We start from the raw sequence: 22102 nt of genomic DNA, 5'->3' as shown, positions 1-22102 counted from the left end.
ATCCTGCCAATCCGCGTTACGACGCCCGTGCCTTGGGATCGAAAGGGGCGACGTTCGATGTCAACTCGCCCTCTCCGTCCAGACCGAAGAGCGCGGCGACGCGCTTCAGGCGATTGGCCCGCTCGCCGGTGATGTCCTCACTCGCCGACAGCACCTCGCGCATCGCCACGAAGGCCGCACGCCGCTGGTTGGTGTCGTCGGGCAACAATTTCGGGATCGCAGCGAGAGCACCTTCGCGATCGAGAAGCAGCATGAAGAACTGCTCACGCACCAGCTTCTTGAATTCCGACAGCGTCATGCGGGCGCCGGCATGGTCACGCCGAACCTGCCGCAACGCCTCGATGCTCCGCTCATCCACCATGCCGCGTGCGGAGCCAACATAAAGCAGCGCGCGGAGCGCCGCTTCGCGGAGCCCGCCCTCAGCGATGTGCGATTTCAGCTCGGCGATCCGTGCCGCGAGCATGGCGCGATGCTCCTGCGACATCTCCCGGTGGCGCGAGGGCACGGAATTAGGGTCGACGCCGACCGCGGCCTGGAGCAGCGGCGAGCCGTAGAGGTTGAGGAAGACGGCCTCGCTCAGCGCCTCCTGCGCATCGCGCCAGCTATCCAGCGTGTGCACGATCTGCTTCGACATTTGTTCCTGGAATGCCAGGAATGGATTGTCCTTTGAAACCGGCTTGCGGTCTGTCTCGACACGATCGGCAGCCGATTTGACCGTGGACATCCAGGGGTTCTGGCTGCTGAACGCCTCGTATTGCAGCCGCAGCGGATGCATGTTGCGGGCCCATTCCGCGAGTTGGGGCGTCACCATGCCCTTCACCCACGGCCGCATGAATTTCTGATAAGCAGCGAGATTGAGCTCCGAGACACGCTTGGCCGCAGCAAAGCGCCGCTCGTCCTCGGGCGAATTTCCGCCCATCGCGCGGATATCATCCAGCGTGCGGGCCTCGCAGCGCATCACCCACTGGCCTACCGCAAGATCCGCATTGAGCGTCTCGTTGCCACGGGCCTCGAACGTGGCCTCGTAGAGTCCTGGCGGCAGCACGTCGATCAGGTCGATGTTGCTGGAGAACTCAGCGTGCTCCTTCTTCGCCACACCGCCGGATACGAAGATGCCGAGATGGCCGATGCTCTCGTGAACGGTATAGACGATGGTCTGGCCATAAGCTCTGATCTCGTCGACGTCGGCGTAGCAGTCCAGGATCCAGTCCAACGCCTGCTGCGGCGGGGTGACATTGTCGCCTTTGGAGCAGAACACCACGATCGGCGAGCGAATGTTGCGCAGATCGACCTTCTGGCCATCGGACATATCGATCTTGCCGGCTGCGAGATTGTTGCCGATGAAGAGCTCGTCGACGATGAACTGGATTTCCTCGGCATTGAGATTGACGTGTCCGCCCCACCAGCGCTCGAAATCGAGATAGCGTTCCGCCTCGGTATCGACCTTGGAGTAGACGTTGTACTGCTTGGTCCAGAGCGTATTCGACGGGTTCTGGTTCTCGAAATTCTGCACCAGCCAGGCGCCGTCGAATTTGCCGGCACCGAGATCGCTCGTGAGCGCCGTGAGCCAGCTTCCGCCCAGCAGGCCGCCGGAATAGCGCATGGGGTATTTGCCGTGCACGCCTGCCCAGTAGGCCAGCGGTGCACCGGCGATGATCAGCGGCCCAAACAATTCCGGCCGCAGTGACGCCAGGATCATGACGGCCCAGCCGGCCTGGCAATTGCCGATCACACAGGGCTTCCCGTCGGCGTCCGGATGACGGCTGATGACGGTCTCGATGAAGATGGCTTCCGCGCGTGCAATGCGTTCGATGGTCTGCCCGGGCATCGGCTCCGGAAGGAAGCCAATGAAGTAGCAGGGATGCCCCGCCTTCATGGCGACGCCGATCTCGCTATCGGCCTTGAAGCCGCCGATGCCGGGTCCATGGCCGGCGCGCGGATCGACCACGATGAACGGACGCCGGCTCATGTCGATCTCAACATCCTTCGGCGGAATGATGCGCACCAGTGCGTAGTTGACGGGCTCGTCCAGCTTCCGGCCGTCCGTGATCAGTTCGGCGGCATATTGCAGGACGTGCGGCGCAGTCTGGGCGACGTGCTCGCGGTACTGGTCGCCGCGCTGGCGCATGATGTCCAGGAACAGGACGCTGCGCTGTCCCGCATCGACCATGTATTCCACGGCCGAGGCGACCAGCCCCGACATTGGGCCATCAGGCAGCTTTAAGTCTTTGATCGCCATGTTCGACCTCGTCGTCGCGCGAGGTCATTCAATTAAGGTCGGCGGTCGCTGACGTTGATTTAGGTCAACGGTTGGCGACGGTGTTCGCGTCAATCGGGATCGACCAACTGCCCCGCGGGGGCGCGCCGCAATCGGGCCGCGGGAGAGCTCAAGTGCCGGATGCCGCAAATTACAGCCGCCAGGAGAGACTTCGCGACGGACGATTGGTCGATATCCGGGCGCTTCGTCCCGAGGACGAGCCCGACATGCTTGCCGCGCTCGAGGAGACCAGCGCTCAATCGCTCCAACGCCGCTTCTTTGTGACGAAGCGTCATTTTTCCGAACGGGAACGCGCTTTCTTCATGGAACCCGATTTCAGAAACCACGTGGCGCTGGTTGCGTGCACGGAAGAGGCGAGCCGCAGCATGATCATCGGCGGTGGTCGCTATGTCATATTCGAGCCTGGACGGGCCGAGGCAGCTTTCGTCGTGATCGATGCCTGGCAGGGACGCGGCGTTGGCGGGCTGCTGACGCACCATCTGATCGCTATCGCCCGCGAGGCCGGTTTGACGGAGTTGACCGCGGAAGTGCTACCGGAGAACGCAGCGATGCTCCGCGTCTTCGACAAGTTTGGCTTCAAGCCCGCAACGATCCGCGAACCCGGTGTAATTCACATGGCATTGAAGCTGTCCTAATACGCGGCCGGCACGAGAGCTCCAGCATCGAGAGAAATGGCGGCGGCGCGTCGCGCCACCGTCCGTTGGTACCGGCACCTCCAAACGCGCGCCCTCACCCCAAGCCTGAATTTTCCGCCGCACGTGATCTGTCAGGCGAGCGTCAGCCTGTTCGTCTAGCTTCGCAACATGTCGGCCGCCGACACACGCCGCCCCTCAGCAATCCCGGACACTGGCGACACCGCCCAGGGCGTCGCCGGTTGCGAGGCCCGGTTGGATTCGCGTCCATTTCCGGGCCTCGTTTGCTGCCTCAAAAGAAAACGGCGCCCCCAAAGGAGCGCCGCCCGAAACTCTTCGTCGCTGCGTTGGCTCAGTAGCCGCAGGACGCGCAGCCCATCTGCACCGGCGCGTAATAGGAATACCCCGGCGAAACCATCTCGACGCGCTGGCGCGTGGCGTATTGCGGCGGGATGCGTTCGTACTGGACGCTCGGCGGTGCCACCATCACGGTCTGCGGCACCATCACGGTGCGGTACTGCGCCGGCGCGCGGTGCGCGACGGTCGCGCCGGGCGACACCATCACGGTCTCGTCGACGGTGCGGTATTGCGGCTGCACGTATTGCTGCTGGTAGCAGGTCTGGCACGGCGGCGGCGCGTAGCAATTGTAGCAGCCGGCGGAGGCCGCGCTCGTCATGGAAATCGCGGCGACGACTGTTGAGAAAGCGATAGCGAGAGTACGAGACATTGTGGTGGTGCCCCAGTTGCCCAAAATGGATTTGCGAAGGTCGCGAGCAGTATACGCTGCAACATCCCGAGTTGCCGAACTTCGTCGAGGCATCCTTAATGCGAACGGCCGGCTTTCGCCGGCCGTTCAGAACTTGTTGACTATGCGCGCGAGGCGCGGACGGTGCAGCGCTTACTTCGTGCGCCGCTTCACCTCGCGCACGGCACCGCGCGCAGCGCTGGTGGTGAGCGCAGCGTAAGCCTGGAGCGCGGTCGAGACGTTGCGCTTACGGCCCACAGCCTGCCAGGCGGCATCACCCTTCGCCTCTTCCGCGGCGCGGCGCTTGGCGAGCTCCTCGTCGGAGACTTCCAGCGTGATGCTGCGGTTCGGGATGTCGATGGCGATGCGGTCGCCGGTGCGGACGAGACCGATGTTGCCGCCTTCGGCCGCTTCCGGCGACAGATGGCCGATCGACAGGCCGGACGAGCCGCCGGAGAAGCGTCCGTCGGTGACGAGCGCGCAGGCTTTGCCGAGGCCCATCGATTTCAGATAGCTCGTCGGATACAGCATCTCCTGCATGCCGGGGCCGCCGCGCGGACCTTCGTAGATGATGACCACGATCTCGCCGGCGACGACCTTGCCGCCCAGAATGCCTTCGACAGCGGCGTCCTGGCTCTCGAACACGCGCGCGGGGCCGGAGAATTTCAGGATCGAGGCGTCGACGCCCGCGGTCTTCACGATGCAGCCGTCCTGCGCGAGGTTGCCGTAGAGCACGGCGAGACCGCCATCTTTGCTGAAGGCATGCTCGAGGTTGCGGACCACACCCTTCTCGCGATCGCTATCGAGCTCGTCGTAACGGCGCTCCTGGCTGAAGGCGACCTGGGTCGGGATGCCGCCGGGCGACGCGCGGAAGAACGTGCGGACAGACTCGCTCTTGGAGCGCTTGATGTCCCAGCGCTCCAGCGCGTCGTTCATGGTCGGCGCGTGCACGGTCGAGACGGAGGTGTCGATCAGGCCGGCGCGATCGAGCTCGCCCAAAATGCCCATGATGCCGCCGGCGCGATGCACGTCCTCGACATGGACGTCGGCGACCGACGGCGCGACCTTGCACAGCACGGGCACGCGGCGCGACAGCCGGTCGATGTCCTGCATGGTGAACTCCACCTGCCCTTCATGGGCCGCCGCCAGCAGATGCAGCACGGTGTTGGTCGAGCCGCCCATCGCGATATCCAGCGTCATCGCGTTCTCGAACGCCTTGAAGTTGGCGACGTTGCGCGGCAGCACGGAGGCATCGTCCTGCTCGTAATAGCGGCGGACGATATCGACGATGGTGTGGCCGGCCTCGACGAACAGGCGCTTGCGGTCTGCATGGGTCGCCACCACCGTGCCGTTGCCGGGCAATGCGAGGCCAAGCGCTTCGGTCAGGCAATTCATCGAATTGGCCGTGAACATGCCCGAGCAGGAGCCGCAGGTCGGACACGCCGAGCGCTCGATCACCTTGACGTCCTCGTCGCTGACCTTGGAGTCGGCGGCCGCCACCATGGCGTCGATGAGGTCGACGGCCTTGGTCTTGCCCTGCAGCGTGACCTTGCCGGCCTCCATCGGGCCGCCCGAGACGAACACGGCGGGGATGTTGAGCCGCAGCGCGGCCATCAGCATGCCGGGCGTGATCTTGTCGCAGTTGGAGATGCAGACGAGGCCGTCGGCGCAATGGGCGTTGGCCATGTACTCGACGCTGTCGGCGATCAGCTCGCGCGACGGCAGGCTGTAGAGCATGCCGTCATGGCCCATGGCGATGCCGTCATCGACCGCGATGGTGTTGAATTCCTTGGCGACACCGCCGGCCTGCTCGATCTCGCGGGCGACGAGCTGGCCGAGGTCCTTGAGGTGGACGTGGCCGGGGACGAACTGGGTGAACGAGTTGACGACCGCGATGATCGGCTTGCCGAAATCGGCATCCTTCATGCCCGTCGCGCGCCAGAGGCCGCGGGCGCCCGCCATGTTGCGGCCGTGGGTGGTGGTGCGGGAGCGATAGGCTGGCATGGCGGTTTCCGTCCTCGGTTGGGTCAGCCGGGCGGAAAAATGGAAGCCGCCTCAGGCCTTTCCGGCCGGATAGCGCACGGGCTGGGCGCGCGCAACGGGAACTTGCCCCGAAACGGCCCGGATCGGCCCAGCGCAGGCCTCCCCTGCTCCCGGCGCGGGTTATTGCAGGGTCGCGCCAGCGCCGGACGGACGCTGCAGCAGCTAGCGCTTCGGCTTGGGCAGCACAATTCTCCCCTGGGAGGCAATGCCGCCCCACTTGGCGGACCACCCGACTTCCGAGGCCGAGAATGGCTCGATGCCTGCATGCCCCCCGGCACCCTGCAGCGCAAACAGGGCGCCCTGGGGATCCACACATCGTGCGATCCAGCAGCCATCAGGCAATTCGATCGGACCCTGGAGGATCCGGCCTCCACCAGCATTCACATGCTTCGTCGCAGCGCCGATGTCGTCGACATTGAAGTAATGCAGCCAACATGGCTGCGCTACGCTCGAAAGTTTCGTCAGCATGCCGCCGACCGTTTGCCCCTCCGCCGAAAACAATTGGTACCAGTCCGCTGGATCGGTTTGAGCGTCAGCCTTCTGCCAACCAAACAGTTCTCTGTAGAAATCGAAGATCACGGTCCGGTCGGCGGCCAATAGCTCATGCCAGCCTACGCGCCCCGGCTCGTCCAGCCGGCCCGGTTTCCATCGGCCATATGTCGGTTTCTCGATCAGCCCGAACGTCGCTTTCTGCGGATCGGCAGCGACTGCTATTCGGCCAATATTGGTGTCGGTCGGCGGCACAAAGATCGTGCCTTCGAGACGCCTGATCTGCGCGGCAGCCCCGTCCAGGTCGTCGACAGCGACGTAACCCATCCATCTCGGCGTTGCCCCTGATCTCCGCCCCTCTTCCGGGATGTCCATAAGGCCGCCCAGCGGGGTGCCGCCGCTACGAAGCACCGTGTAATGCAGTTCCGGAGTCGATTCATCCGTCACGCCCCAGCCGACGACCTTGCGATAGAATGCGCCCGCCGCCGCGACGTCCGTGGTCAGCAGCTCGTACCAAGCGAAACGTCCGAGTTGATCCGCCACGCCGATCTCTCCGTTCAAACCTGGAAGCGATTGCGGCACTGCACCAAGTTGCACGCGCACCGAGAGCGTGGATCGTTGACGCGGCCGTGCCGATTGCCGTTCATGAAGATGAATACATCCCGAACGTGCAGCGCCGCGCTTTTGTGCGCGTAATTGTTGCCCGCGTTATTTCCTGGGCGTAGACTTACCGCGGCTGGGATACTTCTTGCAATGCTCGGAGGTTGGACCATGCGGCAGGCGAAGAAGACTTCTAAAGGGAAGAAGCGAGTAAGCAAAGTCGCCGTGCCGGCGTTCGGAGCCGCAGGGTTGACGTTCTCGCTGGCGGGAGGCGCATCGGCGTCCGCCGTGCCGACACCCGACGTACAACAATTGCCGCACCTTGGAACGGGCCAGGCAATCACGCTCGATGAAGAGGAAATGGCTGACGTCAGCCTGGCCACCTTCCATCTCTTCGACAAGGAAAACGCCGGTAGCCGCGTGCAGCTGGCATGGCGCGGATGCGGCGGTTGCCGCGGCTGCGGAGGCTGTCGGGCTTGCCGTGGTTGCCGATGTGGCGTCGGTTGCCGATGTGCGGGTTGTGCCGTTGGCTGTGCTGTCGGCTGTGGCGTTGGTGTGGTGGGATGCGCCGTATCATGCGCGGGTTGCTGCGCATCGTGGGGCCGCTGCCGCGTGTGCTAGACCCCGGCGCATTCCGAATGTCAAATTCACGGGTTGATAGGTCATTGGCCGGCCTCAAGAAAGGGTCCGGCCAATTGCTTGATTTCGCTACGACGCCTGCATCGGCGGCTTGCGGGTGACAGCTGAATTCGCTTCAATTCTCTGGGAAAATGCCGGCGTGCGGTCGCGACGATCCATCTTGCGCCGGGGATCTAGCGTGACGGCAACAGGATCAGCGTGCTGACTCAATGACTGCAACTCGCAAGACCCGCGTTGCGCGGCAGACCCGCAAAGACATTCTCCGATTTGCACCGAACTTCACCGCTTACTTGCTGCCTCCCGATGCGGTTTGTCTCTATTCCGAGAACCGCAAATTCTTCCTGCACGGCGAGCTCTACTGCGCCCTCGCCACTGCGATCGGGCAACACGGCAAGGCCGGGTCGGAGATCATTCGCCAGCTTTCGAAGCGCTTCCCGGCCGACAAGATCGAGGAAGCAATCAAGCGGCTGCTCGATCGCCGATATGTCGTTGCGCGGACCCCGAAAGCGTTCGACGACGCCGTTGGCGGTTTCCTGGCAAGCCTCGGCATGCCCCTGGAGATCGCGGAACAAAATCTTCGCAATTGCCCCGTGCAGGTCGAGTCGATTGACGTCAAAGGCGCCAAGGAGCTGACCGCGGCCTTGGGTAAGCTCGGCGTTCAAATCGCCAAGCGTTCGCCGAAGCTCACGATCACCCTGGTGAACGATTATCTTGACCGGCGGCTCGCCGAATTGAACCACGAACGCGTAGCCAGCAAGACGCCATGGCTGCTGGTACAGCCGTCCGGCGCGTTTCCGCTGGTCGGGCCCATGTTCAAACCGGGCGAGAGCGCCTGCTGGACCTGCCTGTTCGATCGCATGATCCGCAACCGGGAGATCAAGGGGTTTCTTGACCGGGGACCGGCGCGTGCGGTTGCCATGTCGCCTCTCGTCAGAGAAAGCGTCGGCAAGACTGGAATCCATTTTGCGGCCGTCGAGATCGCCAAGGCAATTGCCTCGGATTTTCGCACCGATTTGTGCGATCACATCGCAAGCTTAGACCTGACCGGCGCCGCCATCGCCAAGCACTACGTGACGCGACGTCCGCAATGTCCGACCTGCGGCAGCAGGAAGCTGAACAACCCGCGCCGATCTCCAGCCCTGGTCGAGATTGCCGAGGGCAAGAGACTCGTCATGACCAGCGGTGGATATCGCACCGTGACGTCGCGGTCGACGGTGTCGCGCTTCCGCAAGCATGTGAGCCCGCTGACCGGCGTGGTCACCCGGCTCGAGCGGATCGACGTCGACCTGCCGATGAACACCAATTACTTCGCCCAGCACAATTTCTCCGCGCCGGCCCACAGCATCGACCAGCTCAGGTCCGGATTGAGCGGCGGCAGTTTTGGCAAGGGCTCGACCGCCGAGCAGGGTGAAGCCAGCGCGCTGATGGAATCGATCGAACGCTATTCGGGCATTTTCCAGGGCGATGAGATCAGGACGACGCGCCGCTTTGTCGATTTCGCGCCTGGCGACGCGCTTCTTCCCAACGATGTCCAGCTCTTCAGCGAAACGCAGTTCAAGACCAGGTTTCTGCAGCAGCCGGACGATCCCCATCCGGTGCCCGAGCCGTTCGATCCCTCGACGAAGACCGAGTGGTCGCCGGTCTCGTCGTTGCGCGACAAACGCTTCAAATATCTGCCGACCGGCCTCCTGTACTTCTTCTATGGCGGCTTTCATACGGATTCCAACGGCTGCGCGGCCGGCAACACCCGCGACGAAGCCATCGTTCAGGGCTTCCTCGAACTGATCGAGCGCGATGCCTACGCGATCTGGTGGTACAACCGGGTGCAACGCGCCGAGGTCGATCTCGGGCGATTCGACGATTTCTATGTTCGGGATCTCCAGGCTCAATTTGCGGAAGCCGGGCGCAAGCTGTGGGTGCTCGACATCACCACCGACCTCGGCATTCCGACTTACGTGGCGATCATGCACTGGATGCAGAATGGACACGAGAATATCGAGTTCGGTTCCGGCGCGCATTTCGACCGCCATATAGCGCTGCTGCGATCCCTCACCGAACTGACCCAATTTATGTCCGTCGGCATGATGGGCGGCGCAAGCGGCGAGAAGCCGACCCTCGACGGTGTCACGCCGCTGCGCCTGGAAGACTACCCGTTCCTGACACCGAGCGACCACCCGATCGTCCCCCCAGCGCCAAGCCTCAAGCTTCACGACAATACGCGTGACCAGGTCGTCGCCTGCGTCGAGATTGCCGCCCGTGCTGGCTACGATTTCCTCGTCCTCGACCAGACACGTCCCGACGTCGAGGTTCCGGTCGTCAGAGTGCTCGTTCCCGGCCTGCGTCATTTCTATCGCCGTTTCGCACCGGGTCGCCTTTACGATGTGCCGGTGAAGCTCGGATTGCTGGACCGGCCGCGACCGGAAAGCGATCTGACTTCATTCCTTCCACACACCTGAAGGGTTGCTCTTTCGTGCGCGCTCCCCGGAAAAAGCCGACCAGGAAGATCGCGCCAGACATTGCCGCCCGATTGAGCCATCATTTCTCCCTCCAGATGCAGCCGGACGGAAACATCACCGCCATTCTGGGCGACTATTCCGTCAACCTCGGACAATTCAGCGCGGCCGCGATGAACTGCGCGCGACATCTGAGCACCGGCCTTCCGCTCGCGTCCTTTGCAGGCAAGAGCGCCCTCGCGAGAGACGTCGACGCCCTGGTGCGTCGCCTGGCCCGGCAGGGGCTTCTGGAATACCGCCTCTCCTCTTCGCGTAACACGCAGGACTTCGTGGTCATCGAGCCCCAAGTCCCCGAATACTGGCCGCGGCGCGCGAAGCTGGGCAGTCGTGACACCATTGTGCTATCGCGCTTTGCCTTTCTGCGTCGGCGCGGCAACGAGCTGGTGCTGGAATCGCCACGCGCCGGCGCGTTGTTCCGGATTGGCGATCCCGCCATCGCCGCCACCCTCGCTGCGCTGTCGCAGCCTCGGAAGATCGGCAAGCTCAACCAGAAGGTAGCTTCCCCCACCCTCCATCTGCTCGAACTGTTGCTGGACAGCCAGATCCTGCTCAAGCTCGATACGAAAGATGGAGAAGGCCTGCGGGTGAACGAAGGCGACGGCAACCTCGTACTCTGGGATTTCCACGATCTGGTGTTTCACACGCGGAGCACGGAGGGTCGGCAAGCCAATCCGGTCGGCGCCGCCTTCACCTATGCCGGCATCGTTCCGCCGACGCCAGCGGTGCGTCCGCCCTGGGCCGGCAGCAAGATTGACCTGCGCAAATTCTCCTCCCCTGAGCCAAACTCCCGCTTCCCGAAGCTGTTGCGCGAACGCCATTCAACGCGGGAATTCGACGACAAGAATCCGGTCACGCTCGGCGAACTCGCGCAGTTTCTCGACACCAGCGCGCGTGTCCTGTCCGAATGGAAGAGCGAGCCGTATTTCGAAGGCGGTTCCGACGTCACCTACAGCACAAGGCCTTATCCGTCGGCGGGCAGCGCATACGAGCTGGAATTGTACCTTACCGTCGCGAACTGCGACGGGCTTGCGCGCGGACTCTACCACTACGATGCAGGGAGCCACGCGCTCGTCGCGATCAGCGCCTCCCCCCAACAACTCCAGGCGCATTTGGCGGCTGCCCAGTTCGCCATGGACGCGCCGGGTCAGCCGCAAATCCTCATCACGATCGCGGCGCGTTTTGGGCGGGTCTCCTGGAAATACAGCTCAATCGCATATTCGCTGATCCTGAAGGATGTCGGCAGCCTGATTCAGACGCTTTATCTGGCGGCGACCGATATGGGCCTCGGCGGCTGCGCCATTGGCAGCACCAACATCGATCTGTTCGCGAAAATGACGGAGTTGGAATTCCATATCGAGGGCCCGGTCGGTCAATTCGCGCTCGGGCGCGGCAGGACGCCGGAGGTCCAAGGCTAGAAACGGGTGTCCGACGGCAAATCGACGCATGCGTCAGGCCAGTCGCCCTATTGCAGGGTTGGATCGAGCCGGTCGCGCAGCCAGTCGCCGATCACGGAGACGGCCAGCGTGGTGATCACGATGGTGGTCGCCGGCGCCAGCATGATCCAGGGCGCCCGGGTCAGGTACTCCCGGCCATAGCCGACCATGTTGCCGAGGCTGGTCATCGGCGGCTGCACGCCGAGGCCGAGGAAGGACAGGCCGGATTCCATCAGGATCACCTCGGGGAAAACCAGCGTCGTCGAAACGATCAGGGTCGAAGCGATGTTGGGCAGGATATGCCTAAGGTAAATGCGCGACGGCGTCGCACCGAGCTGGCGGACGGCCGCGGCATAGCCTTGCGCATTGGCGGAGATGGCGAGGCCGCGGGCGATGCGGGCATAGCGCTCCCAGCCGAACAGCCCCATCAGGCCGATCAGCAGCGGCAGCGAATTGCCGAAGAAGGCGAGCACCGCGAGCGCCATGATCAGGAACGGCATGCTGGCCTGGAAGTCGGTCAGCATCAGCACGAGCTGCTCGACGGCCCCACGGAAATGCGCGGCGAGAAAGCCAAGCGTGGTGCCGACGATCGCCGCGATCGCGGTCGCGCCGAAGGCGATCAACAGCGAGATGCGGATCGAGACGAGGAGCCGCGACAGCACGTCGCGGCCGAGCTCGTCGGTGCCGAGCCAGTGCGCGACATTGCCGGGCGCAGCCAGCCGGTTGCGCAGGTCGAGCTGGGTGAAGCTGTTAGGCGCGATTTTCTCGGCGAACGCCGCGATCACCAGCATGGCGACGATCCAGCTGATCGCGAGCGCGACCGAGACCGGGATCGCGGGAAGGCTGATGCGGCGGCGGACGCCTGCGTCCTTCAGCGTTGCGTCGGTCATGCGTGCGCCCCTTTGGCGCGCAGGCGCGGATCGAGGAAGCCGTAAAGGAAATCGACGATCAGATTGGACGTGACCATGGTCATCGCGACCAGCAACAGGATGCACTGCACGACGGCGAGGTCGCGGTTGGCGACGGCGACGACCAGCAGGCGCCCTACTCCGGGCCAGGCAAACACGCTCTCGACCACGACCGCGCCCGCGATCAGCGTGCCCACCATGAAGCCGAGGATGGTGACGGTCGGGATCGCCGCGTTCGGCAGCGCATGCGACGTCACCACCTTGCGCCACGGCACGCCCTTGGCCGAGGCGGTGCGGATATAGGGCTGGCCCAGCACCTCCAGCATGGCGCTGCGAGTGAAGCGCGCCAGCACCGCGGCGCCGCCGAGGCTGAGTGTCACGATTGGCAGGATGGCGTGACGCCAGCTGTCCTGCCCGCCCGACGGCAACCAGCCGAGCTGAACGGCAAAGACGAGCACGAGCAGCAGCGCAAGGACGAAACTCGGCACGGTGAAGCCGGCCACCGCCGTCATCATCACGGCGCGATCGATTCCCGAGCCGCGGTGCAGCGCCGCGTAGATGCCGGCGGGAATGCCGAGGGCCACCTTGAAGAAGAAGGCCGGCAGCGTCAGCGCCAGTGTTGCCGGAATCCGCTCCAGCACGAGCTCGATCGCCGGCCGCCCGTCGCGCATGGAGCGGCCGAGCTCGCCTTTGGCAATGGCGCCGAAGTAGTCGAGGTACTGGAACCAGATGGGATCATCGAGCCCCCAGGCCTTGCGGAAAGCAGCGAGCACTTCCGGCGGCGCCTCCGGTCCCAGGATCATCAGCGCAGGATCGCCGGAGAGCCGCAGCACCACGAAGGCGAAGGTGACGACGAGCACGATCGTCAGCGCCGCGCGTCCGATCCGAATGGCGAGATAGCGTCCCATCAGGCCGCGTCCCGCGTCTCGGCCTGCGGCCCCGTCACCAGATGGCAGGCGACTTGCCTGTCACCACCAACGGCCGACAGCGCCGGCACCTCGCTCGCGCAGCGCGCGATAGCGCGCGGGCAGCGCGGATGGAAGGCACAGCCTTGGGGCCGCGCCGCCGGGTTCGGCGGATCGCCTGCCAGCACGATGCGGCCCGCACTGCGGCGGCCGGGCGCGGGTGACGCCGAGACCAGCGCCTGCGTATAGGGGTGTTCGGGACGCGCGAAGAGATCGTCGGCGCTGCCGATCTCGACGATGCGGCCGAGATACATCACGGCGACGGCATTGCTGATCTGCCTGACAACGCGCAGATCGTGGCTGATGAACAGCAGCGTCAGCCCGAGCTGCGCCTGGAGGTCGCAAAGCAGGTTCACCACCTGCGCCTGGATCGAGACGTCGAGCGCGCTGACCGGCTCGTCGCAGACGAGGAAATCGGGCTTTGTCGCCAGTGCCCGCGCCAGCACGATACGCTGACGCTGGCCGCCGGAGAGCGCGCCCGGATAGCGCGCGCCATGCGCCGGCGTCAGCTCGACCGCGCGCAGCAATTCGCGGACACGCTCCTCGCGTTCGGCCGGCGTGCCGAGACCGTGAATGTCCAGGGGTTCGCGGATTTGGGCTGCGACCGGCAACCGCCGGTCCAGCGCCCCCAGCGGATCCTGGAAGATCATCTGCATGCGCGCCCGCTGCGCGCGCCACGCCTTCGTGCCTGGCGCGGCCATCGCCCTGCCGTCGAACCGCACCTCACCGCGATCCGGCGGCTCGAGACCGAGCACGATACGACCCGTGGTCGACTTGCCCGAGCCGGACTCGCCGACGAGGCCGAGCGTCTCGCCCTTGCGGATCGCAAGTGACAAGCCGTCGACCGCGTGAACCGCTGTGCTGCGGCCGAACATCCCGGAGCGCATCGCGTAGCTGCGCGAGATCGAGGACACCTCGACAAGCGGCCCGCTCATTCGGCAGCGATCCCGAGCAGCGCGCGGCGCGAGGCCTCGGCACGGATGCAGGCAACCACGCGATCGTTCGCGATCGGCGCGAGGCTCGGCACGGCAAGTCCGCACGGCTCGGCCGCCAGCGCGCAGCGCGGCGCGAAGGCACAGCCGCTTGGCATGTGCGCGGGATCGGGAACGGTCCCCGGAATGGCCGTGAGACGCCGACGCGGTCCGTCGAGCGGCGGCAGTGCGCCGATCAGGCCCTGCGCGTAGGGATGGACGGGATCGGCAAAGAGCTGGTTGGCGGGCGCCTGCTCGACGATGCGGCCGGCATACATCACGGCGACGCGGTCGCACTTTTCCGCGACGACGCCGAGATCATGGCTGATCAGCACCATCGCCATGCTCATCTCGCGGCGGATGGTCGAGAGCAGCTCCAAGATCTGCGCCTGGATGGTGGCGTCGAGCGCCGTGGTCGGCTCGTCCGCGACGAGGAGATCGGGATTTCCGGCCAGCGCCATCGCGATCATGATGCGCTGGACCTGGCCGCCCGAGAATTCGTGCGGATAGGCTTCGAGCCGCCGCGCCGCATCGGGAATGCCGACGAGATCGAGCAGCCGCCGCGCTTCGGCCTTCACCGCCTCGCCCGAGAGATCGCGATGCAGTGCCAAAGCCTCGCAGAGCTGCTTGCGAATGGTGAGCACCGGATTGAGCGCGCTTGCGGGATCCTGAAAAATCATGGCGACCCGCCCGCCCCGCACCCGGTCAAGCTCACCCGCGGCTGCGCCGAGGATTTCGCGTCCGTCGAGCCGCACGGAGCCCGAGACTTTTGCATGCCGCGGCAAGAGGCCGAGCGCCGCAAGCCACGTCACCGACTTGCCGGAGCCGGACTCGCCGACGAGGCCGAGGGCCTCGCCCTTCTGCAAAGCGAGATCGACGCCGCGCAGGACCGCTACGCCGTTGAAGGCGACGCTGAGGCCCTGGATGCTGACCAGCGGCGTCGCCACTTACGCCTCGAAATTGCCGGCGCGGAAATCCATCGCGAATGCCGGCGACGCCTTCCACTTGATCGACTTCGGCTTCGCGGTGAAGGTCGCGTTCTGGTGCAGCACCGTATAGGCGGGATCCTCGCGCTCGGCGATCTCCAGCATGCGGCGGAACGCCTTCTTGCGGGCGGCCCGGTCGGTCGAGGTCTCCAGGAACTCCGAAAGCTTGTTCAGTTCGGCGTTGGTCCACTCGCCGATCTGCTGCTGCTGGCCGTTCGGGCCGTGCTGGGCGACCAGCGACGAGACGGGATCGTTGAAGGCAGCCGAGTTCGACCAGTCGCGTACCGCGCGGGTCGGCGCGCGTTCCATGATCTGCGACCAGTTCTCCTTGGTCTCGATCTGGACGTTGAGGCCGACCGACTTCCACATCTCGACCAGCACCTGGGCGGTCGCAACCTGGTTGGTGTAGTAGTTGTTGAGCAGGCGATACGGAATCGGATCGCCCTTGTAGTTGGCCTGCTTCAACAGATCCTGCGCGAGCTTCGGATCGTAGGCCGGCACGCTCCAGTCGGCGTTGAACATGTCGCCGTAGAATTCCCACTGAAGACCCTTCGGCACGCGGGTACGGCCCGCCCACAGGCTGTCGACGATCGCCTGGCGGTCGATCGCGTGGGTGAAGGCGCGCCGCACCAGCGGATTGGCGAGCTGGGCGTGGTTCTTGTCGAACACGGTCAGGCGGTGATTGAGGATGGTGCCGCCCTGCACTTCGAACGCAGAGTTCTTCTCGATGCCGGCAATCTGGTCCGGCGGGATGTCGCAGGCGAACTGGTATTCGCCCGAAAGCAGCCCGTTGATGCGGCTCGCAACCTCGGGCACTTCGAGGAAACGGATGCGCTTGAGCGGCGGCCGGCCCCCCCAATATTCGTCATGCGCTTCGAGGGTCAGCGATACGTCGGGCTTGAGCTCGACGACCTTGTACGGGCCCGTCGTGATCGGCTTGCGCGCCCAGTCGAGATAGCTCGCGGATTGCTCCCAGGCACGGCGGTTCATGATGTCGGAGCCGTAGCGCGACAGCCGGCCCTCAATCGTGACGTCGGGCGTCGCGTTGTAGAAGCGCACCGTGTACTTGTCGACGGCATCGACGCGCACGAGGTCCGGCCAGATGCGGCGGGCGACCGCCGGCACATCAGGCGGCAATTCCTTGCCCGGGCGCGGCGTCGGGATCTTCTCGAAGGCCTGGATGGTGGAGCGGCTCTTGGCCTCGGTCTCGCCGAACATGCGCTCGCGGCTGAAGGTGAAGACGACGTCTTCGGCCGTCAGCTCGTCGCCATTGTGGAACTTCACGCCCTGGCGCAGCTTCACCTCGACGGTCTGGTCGTCGATGCGGCGCCACTCGGTGGCGAGGCMCGGCACGGCCTCCAGGCTGCCACGCCAGTTCTTGGAGATCAGGCCCTCCCAGATCGAGGAGAAGAACACGCGCTCGCCGACGTTCGATTGCTCGCGCAGCACGTCGAGCACGTTCGAATTCGTCACCTTCTGCACGGCGATCGTCACCGACGGGCGGTTGTCGGCCTGCCCGATCGCAAAGCGCGGCAGGAGAAGCGTGCCCGCGGCAACGCCGCCGGACTTCAGAATGGTGCGACGGGTGAGTTTGCTCATGACGATAAGCCCTGATCTTTGTGATGCCGGTTATTCAGCGAGACTGAGCGCGGCCAGATGGGCTGCGCCGGCGCGAACGTCGTCGTGATTGCGGAGTTCGAAGATCAGCCGCGGGTTGGAGGTCAGCCGGCCCAGTGCGCGGAACACGGCCACCCACGGGATGTTGCCCTCGCCCGGCGCCCAGTGCCGGTCGGCAAAGCCATCGGTGTCCTGGAGGTGCACATGCGTCAGCATGTCGCCGGCGGTCTCGACATAGTAATCGACCGGCGGCGCGCCGGTGGAGATGTGGGCATAGTTGGCGTGGCCAGTGTCGAGGGAGACGCGGACCTTGTTGCTTTCGAGCGCCTTGGCGAGGCGCACGCGGTCGCGCGGATCCTTGTCCTCGATGTTCTCGATGACGACCTCGCAGCCGATCGTCTCGGCGCGCGCGATCACCTCGGCTAGCGTCGTCTTGACGCGTTCGACGAGATTGCCGCGGTTATCAGGATAGAGGTCGAGATTGTTGTGGTCCCAGGTCGTGAACGGCGAATGGATCACCATCTGCGTCGCGCCAAGGAATTCCGCGGCATCGAGGCCCTGAAGCAGGCGCTTCGTCACCGCCTTGCGGATCAAGGGATCATGGCTGTCGATCTTGAAGCCCCAGAACGGGCCGTGAATGCCGAGCCGACCGGTATGGCCCGAGAGCATCTGCTTGATCTCGCTGGCCGCACTCCGCCAATCGCCGTCAAGCAAATCCGCGCGGAAGAAATCCTGGATCTCGAGATCGCGCTGCCGTTCCAGAAGCCAGTCGCGGTGAGCAGGGATCGATTTGATGGACAATGCTGCGCCCAGCACCGGCTTCGACATGGCTTGCTCCTTGACCGTCAGCGATGACAGGAGCAGCGCTAGACCAGTTAAGTGACAGCCCCGTGAAACGCAGGTGCCGCGGCGATGCGCCGATGTGGACATCCCCGCCGATCGCCTGCATCGAATTCAGGCAGCCGTGATCGCAGCAGATGCGGACAAATGCACCAGTGTGCAGCATCAAGCGCGTTCGTGTCCGTAGTGATCCGGAATGGAATCCTAACCATACTTCGCGTACATCGCGCGCATCGATCGGCGGCCTTCCAGGGGCATCACCTTCTGATCGCGCTACATGGGGTTGGGGGACCGCATGGGGCGGGGGGATCAAAGGCTGGGGCAAGGTGACGAGGTCCGGACTCCTAGGCACTCCGGACCTCGGCACTTTCTAGATTGAACGCAATTTCGCGCCGCCGGCTTTATGAGCCGCGCGGCGCGAAATCGTTTCGGAGCCACCCTGCCCGATCAGCCGTCTCAATCACTTCGGAACGTTCCGCTCGAGATCCTCGAGCCATGCCGCCGCGCTGGAATCCGACGGCGCGCGCCAGTCGCCACGCGGCGACAACGAGCCGCCAGCCGAAACCTTCGGCCCGTTCGGCATCGCCGAGCGCTTGAACTGGCTGAAGGCGAAGAAGCGGCGCAGGAACACTTCCAGCCAGCGCCGGATCTCCGGCAGATCATAGGCCTTGCGCTTATCGGTCGGGAACGCCGGCGGCCATTCGCCCTTGGCGACATCATTCCAGGCGTGTTGCGCCATGAAGGCGATCTTGGACGGCCGCACGCCGAACCGCAGCGTGTAGAACAGGTTGAAATCCTGCAGCTCGTAGGGGCCGACGGAGGCTTCCGTGCTCTGCGGTTTCTCGCCGGGCTTGACCGGAACCAGCTCGGGCGAGATTTCGGCCGACAGGATCGACGCAAGCGTCCGGTTGACGTCGTCGCTGAACTGTTTTGAGGCGATCACCCAGCGGATCAGGTGCTGGATCAGCGTCTTCGGCACCCCGGCGTTGACATTATAATGCGCCATCTGGTCGCCGACGCCGTAGGTGCACCAGCCGAGCGCGAGCTCCGAGAGATCGCCGGTTCCAATGACGATGCCGCCATGATGGTTGGCGAGCCGGAACAGATAGTCCGTGCGCAGGCCCGCCTGCACGTTCTCGAAGGTGATGTCGTAGACCTTCTCGCCTTTGCCGAAGGGATGGCCGATGTCCTTCAGCATTTGCGTCGCCGTGGGGCGGATGTCGAGCTCCTGCCACTCCGTCTGCAATGCCTTCATCAACGCCAGTGCGTTGGTCTTGCTCTCGCTGCCGGTGGCAAAGCCCGGCATCGTGTAGGCCAGGATGTTGCTGCGCGGCAGTCCGAGCAGGTCGACCGCCTTGGCGGCGACGATCAGGGCGTGGGTGGAATCGAGCCCGCCCGAGACGCCGATCACCACGCGCTTGGTTCCGGTCGCGCGCATGCGCTGCACGAGGCCGGCGACCTGGATGTTGTAGGCCTCGTAGCAATCCTGCTCGAGCAGGGCTTCGTCGCTCGGCACGAACGGGAAGCGCTCGATCTGGCGCAGGAAGCCGATGTCGGTGGCCGGCGGCTTCAGGGCGAAGGTGATCCTCCGGAAAAAGGCTTCGCGTTGCCGGCGATTATCGTCGAACGTGCCCATCAGTGCGCGTTCCTGCCTGAGCAGATCGAGATCGACGTCGGCCAGCGTGATCTGGCCGTCCTGACGGAACCGCTCGCCCTCGGCCAGCAGCACGCCATTCTCATAGATCGAGGTCTGGCCGTCCCAGGCCAGGTCCGTGGTCGATTCCCCTGCTCCGGCGGCTGAATAGACGTAGGCCGCAAGACAGCGCGCCGAAGTCGATTGGCACAGCAGTGCGCGCGAGCGCGCCCGGCCGATCGTGATCGGGCTGCCGGATAGGTTGATCAGCACGCTGGCGCCGGCAAGCGCGAGTTCGGAAGCTGGCGTCACCGGAATCCACATGTCCTCGCAGATCTCGACGCCGATGATCAGGCCTGGAACATCCTCGGCCGCGAACAGGAGGTCAACGCCGAACGGTGCGTGCAGCCCGCCAAACGCGATCGTCTCTCCGGCCATGCCGGCGCCGGAGGCGAAATGCCGTCCCTCGTAGAATTCGCGATAGGTCGGCAGATAAGACTTGGGCACGACGCCAAGGACGTTGCCGCGATGAATGACGACGGCGCAATTGTAGATGCGATGACCAAAGCGCAGCGGCGCGCCGACGATCAGGACGGTCATCAGCGCCGAGGACGCCTCGACGATTGAGGCGAGCCCGCGCTCGACCGCATCGAGCAGCGGGTCCTGCTTGACGAGATCCTCGATCGCGTAGCCCGACAGGCACAGCTCCGGAAACACGGCAACCGCCACCGACTGTTCGTGGCAAGCGCCTGCCGCCGCCAGGATCGCCTTCGCATTGGCCGTGGGATCGGCCACATGGGAGGTGGTGACGCAGGCCGCCACGCGCGCAAATCCGTGGGCGTAGATCGAGTGGAAGCTCATCGAGCGCGGTACCCTTAATCTTGTCGCGGCCGCAGCCGCCAGTTCCCCATGATATGTAACCCATCGACCGGGCCCCGTGCAGGCCATCCGCCGTCATGCATAACGGATTTGCGTGTTCGCCGGCCCGGCCGGGCCAAGGCACCTGACAAGGTCAGGCGCTGCGGGCCAGCACTCCGGAGAGGTCGTTGCGCAGCCACTCGGCGATCCGGGGCCAGGCATGGGCGTGGGTGCGCGCCCCCATGAACAGGCCGAGATGATTGCTGGGCTCGGAGGCCGCGGCAATGAAGGCCGGCGGCGTTCCGAGCAGACCGGCGGTCGCAAGCGCCTGTCTGGCCGGCACGACGTCGTCATCGAGCCCGGCGAGCAGGAAGACCGGCGCCTTGACGTCCCTCAGATCAACCTCGCGGCCGAGCGCCGTGAAGTTGCCGCCGGCAATCCGATTCTCCCGGAAGATTCGGTTGACGATCTCCAGATAATAGGTGCCGGGCAGGTTGAGCGTCTCGGTATTCCAGCGATCGAAACGCGCGAGCAGTGCCCCGCCCTCCTCGTCCGAGAGATCCCTCTGCAACGCCGCCGCAATGTCGTCGCGGCTCGGCGCCTTCGTCCAGAAGCGCAGTATCTCGTCGCCGCTGACATTGCCGCCGCCGCGCGCCACGAGCTGGTCGTAGAGCGCCTCAGGCGCATTGCGAGCTAGCTGGGACAGCGCGGAATCGATCGAGAGATCGACGGGCGCCCCCACCAGCACCAGCCGCCGCACCTTGGCGGGAAAGCGCGCCGCATAGAGCAGCGACAGCCAGCCGCCCTGGCACAGGCCGACGAGATCGACCGGCGCGCCGATTTCGTCAACGGCGACGTTGAGATCGCCGAGATAGCTGTCGATCGAGAGATAGCGCATGTCCGGCGAGGCCGAGCGCCAGTCGGTGAGGTACACCCGATCGATGCCGCCATTCTGCAGGGACTGCACCACGCTGTGGCCCGGTGCGAAGTCGGCGATCAGGGCCCGATGCAGCGCATAGGGCGCGCAGACCAATGCCGGCTGGCCGGATCGCGTCCGCGTGCAATCGCGCAGGCGCATGGTCGCAAGCTCCAGGGCGACCGTGTTGGGTGTCGTCCACGGCAGATTGCTCGCGTCCTGTTCCGGCGGACCGCGTTCCAGCCACCAGAAGCAGGCGTCCATCGCGAGCCGCGCCGCCGCAAACGGCCATAGCAGTGGATCATCCGGAGGACGATCCGATCCACCCAGCGGTTTTCCTCTCTTCTCCACCATGACTATCTCAAGGTCCTCACAGCAAGGCCTCCAGGCTGACGATCGAAATACCGCGATCGCGAAAACTCCGATGGGTCGCGGCCACCGAGCCGTCGAGATCGATGCCGCGGCATGCATCCTCGATGACGGCGACCTCGAACCCCGCCTTGCGGGCATCTTCCGCCGAGAAACGAACACAGAAATCCAGCGCCAGACCGGCGATGAAGACGGTCTTCAGCTCGCGCTCGCGCAAATAGCCGAGCAGCCCGGTCGGCGTCCGGTGGTCGTTCTCGAACAGCGCCGAATAGGAATCGATACCGCGACGAAAGCCTTTGCGCACCACGAGGTTTGCCCTGGTAATTTCGAGCTCCCCATGGAATTCAGCGCCCGCCGTGCCTTGCACGCAGTGCGTCGGCCACAGCACCTGGGTGCCGTAGTCGAGCTCGATGGTCTGGAACGGCTGCTTGCCCGCATGGTTCGGTGCGAACGAGACGTGATCGCCCGGATGCCAGTCCTGGGTCAGCACCACATTGGTGAATTTTGCGGCAATTCGGTTGATGGCCGGGACAACCTTCTCGCCGCCGGGAACGGCGAGCGCTCCGCCGGAGCAAAAGTCGTTCTGCACGTCGATCACCAGCAGCACGTCGCGGTCGGAAATCTGCATCGCAAGGTCCCGTTCCAGCCGTTCGGCGCGACGGGCGCC

The 22102-nt window shown here is 64.8% G+C and carries 16 protein-coding genes; 3 read left to right on the top strand and 13 right to left on the bottom strand.

The features are described from left to right. Positions 1-16: 16 nt before the first annotated feature. Positions 17-2239: a DUF3141 domain-containing protein gene (locus AC1DW2_RS37545; RefSeq protein WP_477008496.1), complete on the bottom strand. Its 2223-nt coding sequence runs from the start codon at positions 2237-2239 to the stop codon at positions 17-19. A 152-nt stretch (positions 2240-2391) separates the two neighbouring features. Here AC1DW2_RS37545 and AC1DW2_RS37540 point away from each other — a divergent pair, with 152 nt between their 5' ends. Next, positions 2392-2913 carry a GNAT family N-acetyltransferase gene (locus tag AC1DW2_RS37540; RefSeq protein WP_283016507.1) on the top strand — a complete coding sequence of 174 codons (522 nt, stop codon included), beginning with the start codon at positions 2392-2394 and terminating at the stop codon, positions 2911-2913. Positions 2914-3262: 349 nt separating this feature from the next. On the opposite strand, the gene AC1DW2_RS37535 is transcribed toward AC1DW2_RS37540, so the two are convergent. From AC1DW2_RS37535 to AC1DW2_RS37525, 3 genes are all read right to left on the bottom strand, one after another. Further along, on the bottom strand, positions 3263-3586 hold the full coding sequence (locus AC1DW2_RS37535) for a hypothetical protein (protein ID WP_283016508.1): 324 nt from the start codon (positions 3584-3586) through the stop codon (positions 3263-3265). 222 nt (positions 3587-3808) lie between these two features. Beyond that, positions 3809-5659 (bottom strand): dihydroxy-acid dehydratase, encoded by a 1851-nt coding sequence (gene ilvD / locus AC1DW2_RS37530; RefSeq protein ID WP_477008495.1) that lies wholly within the window; start codon positions 5657-5659, stop codon positions 3809-3811. A 201-nt stretch (positions 5660-5860) separates the two neighbouring features. Further along, positions 5861-6730 carry a VOC family protein gene (locus AC1DW2_RS37525; protein ID WP_477008494.1) on the bottom strand — a complete coding sequence of 290 codons (870 nt, stop codon included), beginning with the start codon at positions 6728-6730 and terminating at the stop codon, positions 5861-5863. A gap of 905 nt (positions 6731-7635) precedes the next feature. On the opposite strand from AC1DW2_RS37525, the gene AC1DW2_RS37520 reads away from it, so the two are divergent. Both AC1DW2_RS37520 and AC1DW2_RS37515 read left to right on the top strand, forming a co-directional pair. Continuing rightward, on the top strand, positions 7636-9882 hold the full coding sequence (locus AC1DW2_RS37520) for a TOMM precursor leader peptide-binding protein (RefSeq protein WP_477008493.1): 2247 nt from the start codon (positions 7636-7638) through the stop codon (positions 9880-9882). A gap of 95 nt (positions 9883-9977) precedes the next feature. After that, the gene (locus AC1DW2_RS37515; RefSeq protein ID WP_477008509.1) at positions 9978-11354 is read left to right on the top strand and encodes a SagB/ThcOx family dehydrogenase; all 1377 of its coding nucleotides are present in this window, start codon (positions 9978-9980) and stop codon (positions 11352-11354) included. A gap of 47 nt (positions 11355-11401) precedes the next feature. Here the strand turns inward: AC1DW2_RS37515 and AC1DW2_RS37510 are convergent, their stop codons facing one another. The 9 genes from AC1DW2_RS37510 to pncA form a co-directional block, all read right to left on the bottom strand. Beyond that, positions 11402-12262, bottom strand: a complete 861-nt coding sequence (locus AC1DW2_RS37510; protein ID WP_354096481.1) for an ABC transporter permease — start codon at positions 12260-12262, stop codon at positions 11402-11404. Beyond that, positions 12259-13188, bottom strand: a complete 930-nt coding sequence (locus tag AC1DW2_RS37505; protein ID WP_014495224.1) for an ABC transporter permease — start codon at positions 13186-13188, stop codon at positions 12259-12261. The genes AC1DW2_RS37510 and AC1DW2_RS37505 overlap by 4 nt, the downstream gene beginning before the upstream one ends. Further along, positions 13188-14180: an ABC transporter ATP-binding protein gene (locus tag AC1DW2_RS37500; protein ID WP_354096480.1), complete on the bottom strand. Its 993-nt coding sequence runs from the start codon at positions 14178-14180 to the stop codon at positions 13188-13190. Before AC1DW2_RS37500 ends, AC1DW2_RS37505 begins: the two co-directional genes overlap by 1 nt. Then, positions 14177-15163: an ABC transporter ATP-binding protein gene (locus tag AC1DW2_RS37495; RefSeq protein WP_477008492.1), complete on the bottom strand. Its 987-nt coding sequence runs from the start codon at positions 15161-15163 to the stop codon at positions 14177-14179. The genes AC1DW2_RS37500 and AC1DW2_RS37495 overlap by 4 nt, the downstream gene beginning before the upstream one ends. After that, entirely contained in the window at positions 15164-16801 is a 1638-nt protein-coding gene (locus AC1DW2_RS37490; RefSeq protein WP_477008491.1) for an ABC transporter substrate-binding protein, read from the bottom strand. A 30-nt stretch (positions 16802-16831) separates the two neighbouring features. Then, a complete protein-coding gene (locus AC1DW2_RS37485) occupies positions 16832-17647 on the bottom strand; it encodes a sugar phosphate isomerase/epimerase family protein (protein ID WP_477008490.1) in 816 nt (271 codons plus the stop codon). Between the two features lie 472 nt (positions 17648-18119). Continuing rightward, entirely contained in the window at positions 18120-20153 is a 2034-nt protein-coding gene (locus AC1DW2_RS37480) for an NAD(+) synthase (RefSeq protein ID WP_477008489.1), read from the bottom strand. A 151-nt stretch (positions 20154-20304) separates the two neighbouring features. Then, on the bottom strand, positions 20305-21420 hold the full coding sequence (locus tag AC1DW2_RS37475; protein WP_477008488.1) for an alpha/beta fold hydrolase: 1116 nt from the start codon (positions 21418-21420) through the stop codon (positions 20305-20307). A gap of 16 nt (positions 21421-21436) precedes the next feature. After that, positions 21437-22063, bottom strand: coding sequence for a bifunctional nicotinamidase/pyrazinamidase (gene pncA, locus AC1DW2_RS37470; RefSeq protein ID WP_477008508.1), 627 nt, complete (start codon positions 22061-22063; stop codon positions 21437-21439). Positions 22064-22102: the final 39 nt, after the last annotated feature.

This window comes from Bradyrhizobium sp. P3_C3, assembly GCF_056402655.1.
This window is presented reverse-complemented; position numbering and strand designations above follow the sequence as displayed.

Bases quoted from the DNA above. Each gene is read 5' to 3' on its own strand.
- AC1DW2_RS37545 (WP_477008496.1), bottom strand. From the start codon at position 2,239: ATGGCGATCAAAGACTTAAAGCTGCCTGATGGCCCAATGTCGGGGCTG.
- AC1DW2_RS37535 (WP_283016508.1), bottom strand. From the start codon at position 3,586: ATGACGAGCGCGGCCTCCGCCGGCTGCTACAATTGCTACGCGCCGCCG.
- ilvD (WP_477008495.1), bottom strand. From the start codon at position 5,659: ATGCCAGCCTATCGCTCCCGCACCACCACCCACGGCCGCAACATGGCG.
- AC1DW2_RS37520 (WP_477008493.1), top strand. From the start codon at position 7,636: ATGACTGCAACTCGCAAGACCCGCGTTGCGCGGCAGACCCGCAAAGAC.
- AC1DW2_RS37515 (WP_477008509.1), top strand. From the start codon at position 9,978: ATGCAGCCGGACGGAAACATCACCGCCATTCTGGGCGACTATTCCGTC.
- AC1DW2_RS37510 (WP_354096481.1), bottom strand. From the start codon at position 12,262: ATGACCGACGCAACGCTGAAGGACGCAGGCGTCCGCCGCCGCATCAGC.
- AC1DW2_RS37505 (WP_014495224.1), bottom strand. From the start codon at position 13,188: ATGGGACGCTATCTCGCCATTCGGATCGGACGCGCGGCGCTGACGATC.
- AC1DW2_RS37500 (WP_354096480.1), bottom strand. From the start codon at position 14,180: ATGAGCGGGCCGCTTGTCGAGGTGTCCTCGATCTCGCGCAGCTACGCG.
- AC1DW2_RS37485 (WP_477008490.1), bottom strand. From the start codon at position 17,647: ATGTCGAAGCCGGTGCTGGGCGCAGCATTGTCCATCAAATCGATCCCT.
- AC1DW2_RS37480 (WP_477008489.1), bottom strand. From the start codon at position 20,153: ATGAGCTTCCACTCGATCTACGCCCACGGATTTGCGCGCGTGGCGGCC.
- AC1DW2_RS37475 (WP_477008488.1), bottom strand. From the start codon at position 21,420: ATGGTGGAGAAGAGAGGAAAACCGCTGGGTGGATCGGATCGTCCTCCG.
- pncA (WP_477008508.1), bottom strand. From the start codon at position 22,063: ATGCAGATTTCCGACCGCGACGTGCTGCTGGTGATCGACGTGCAGAAC.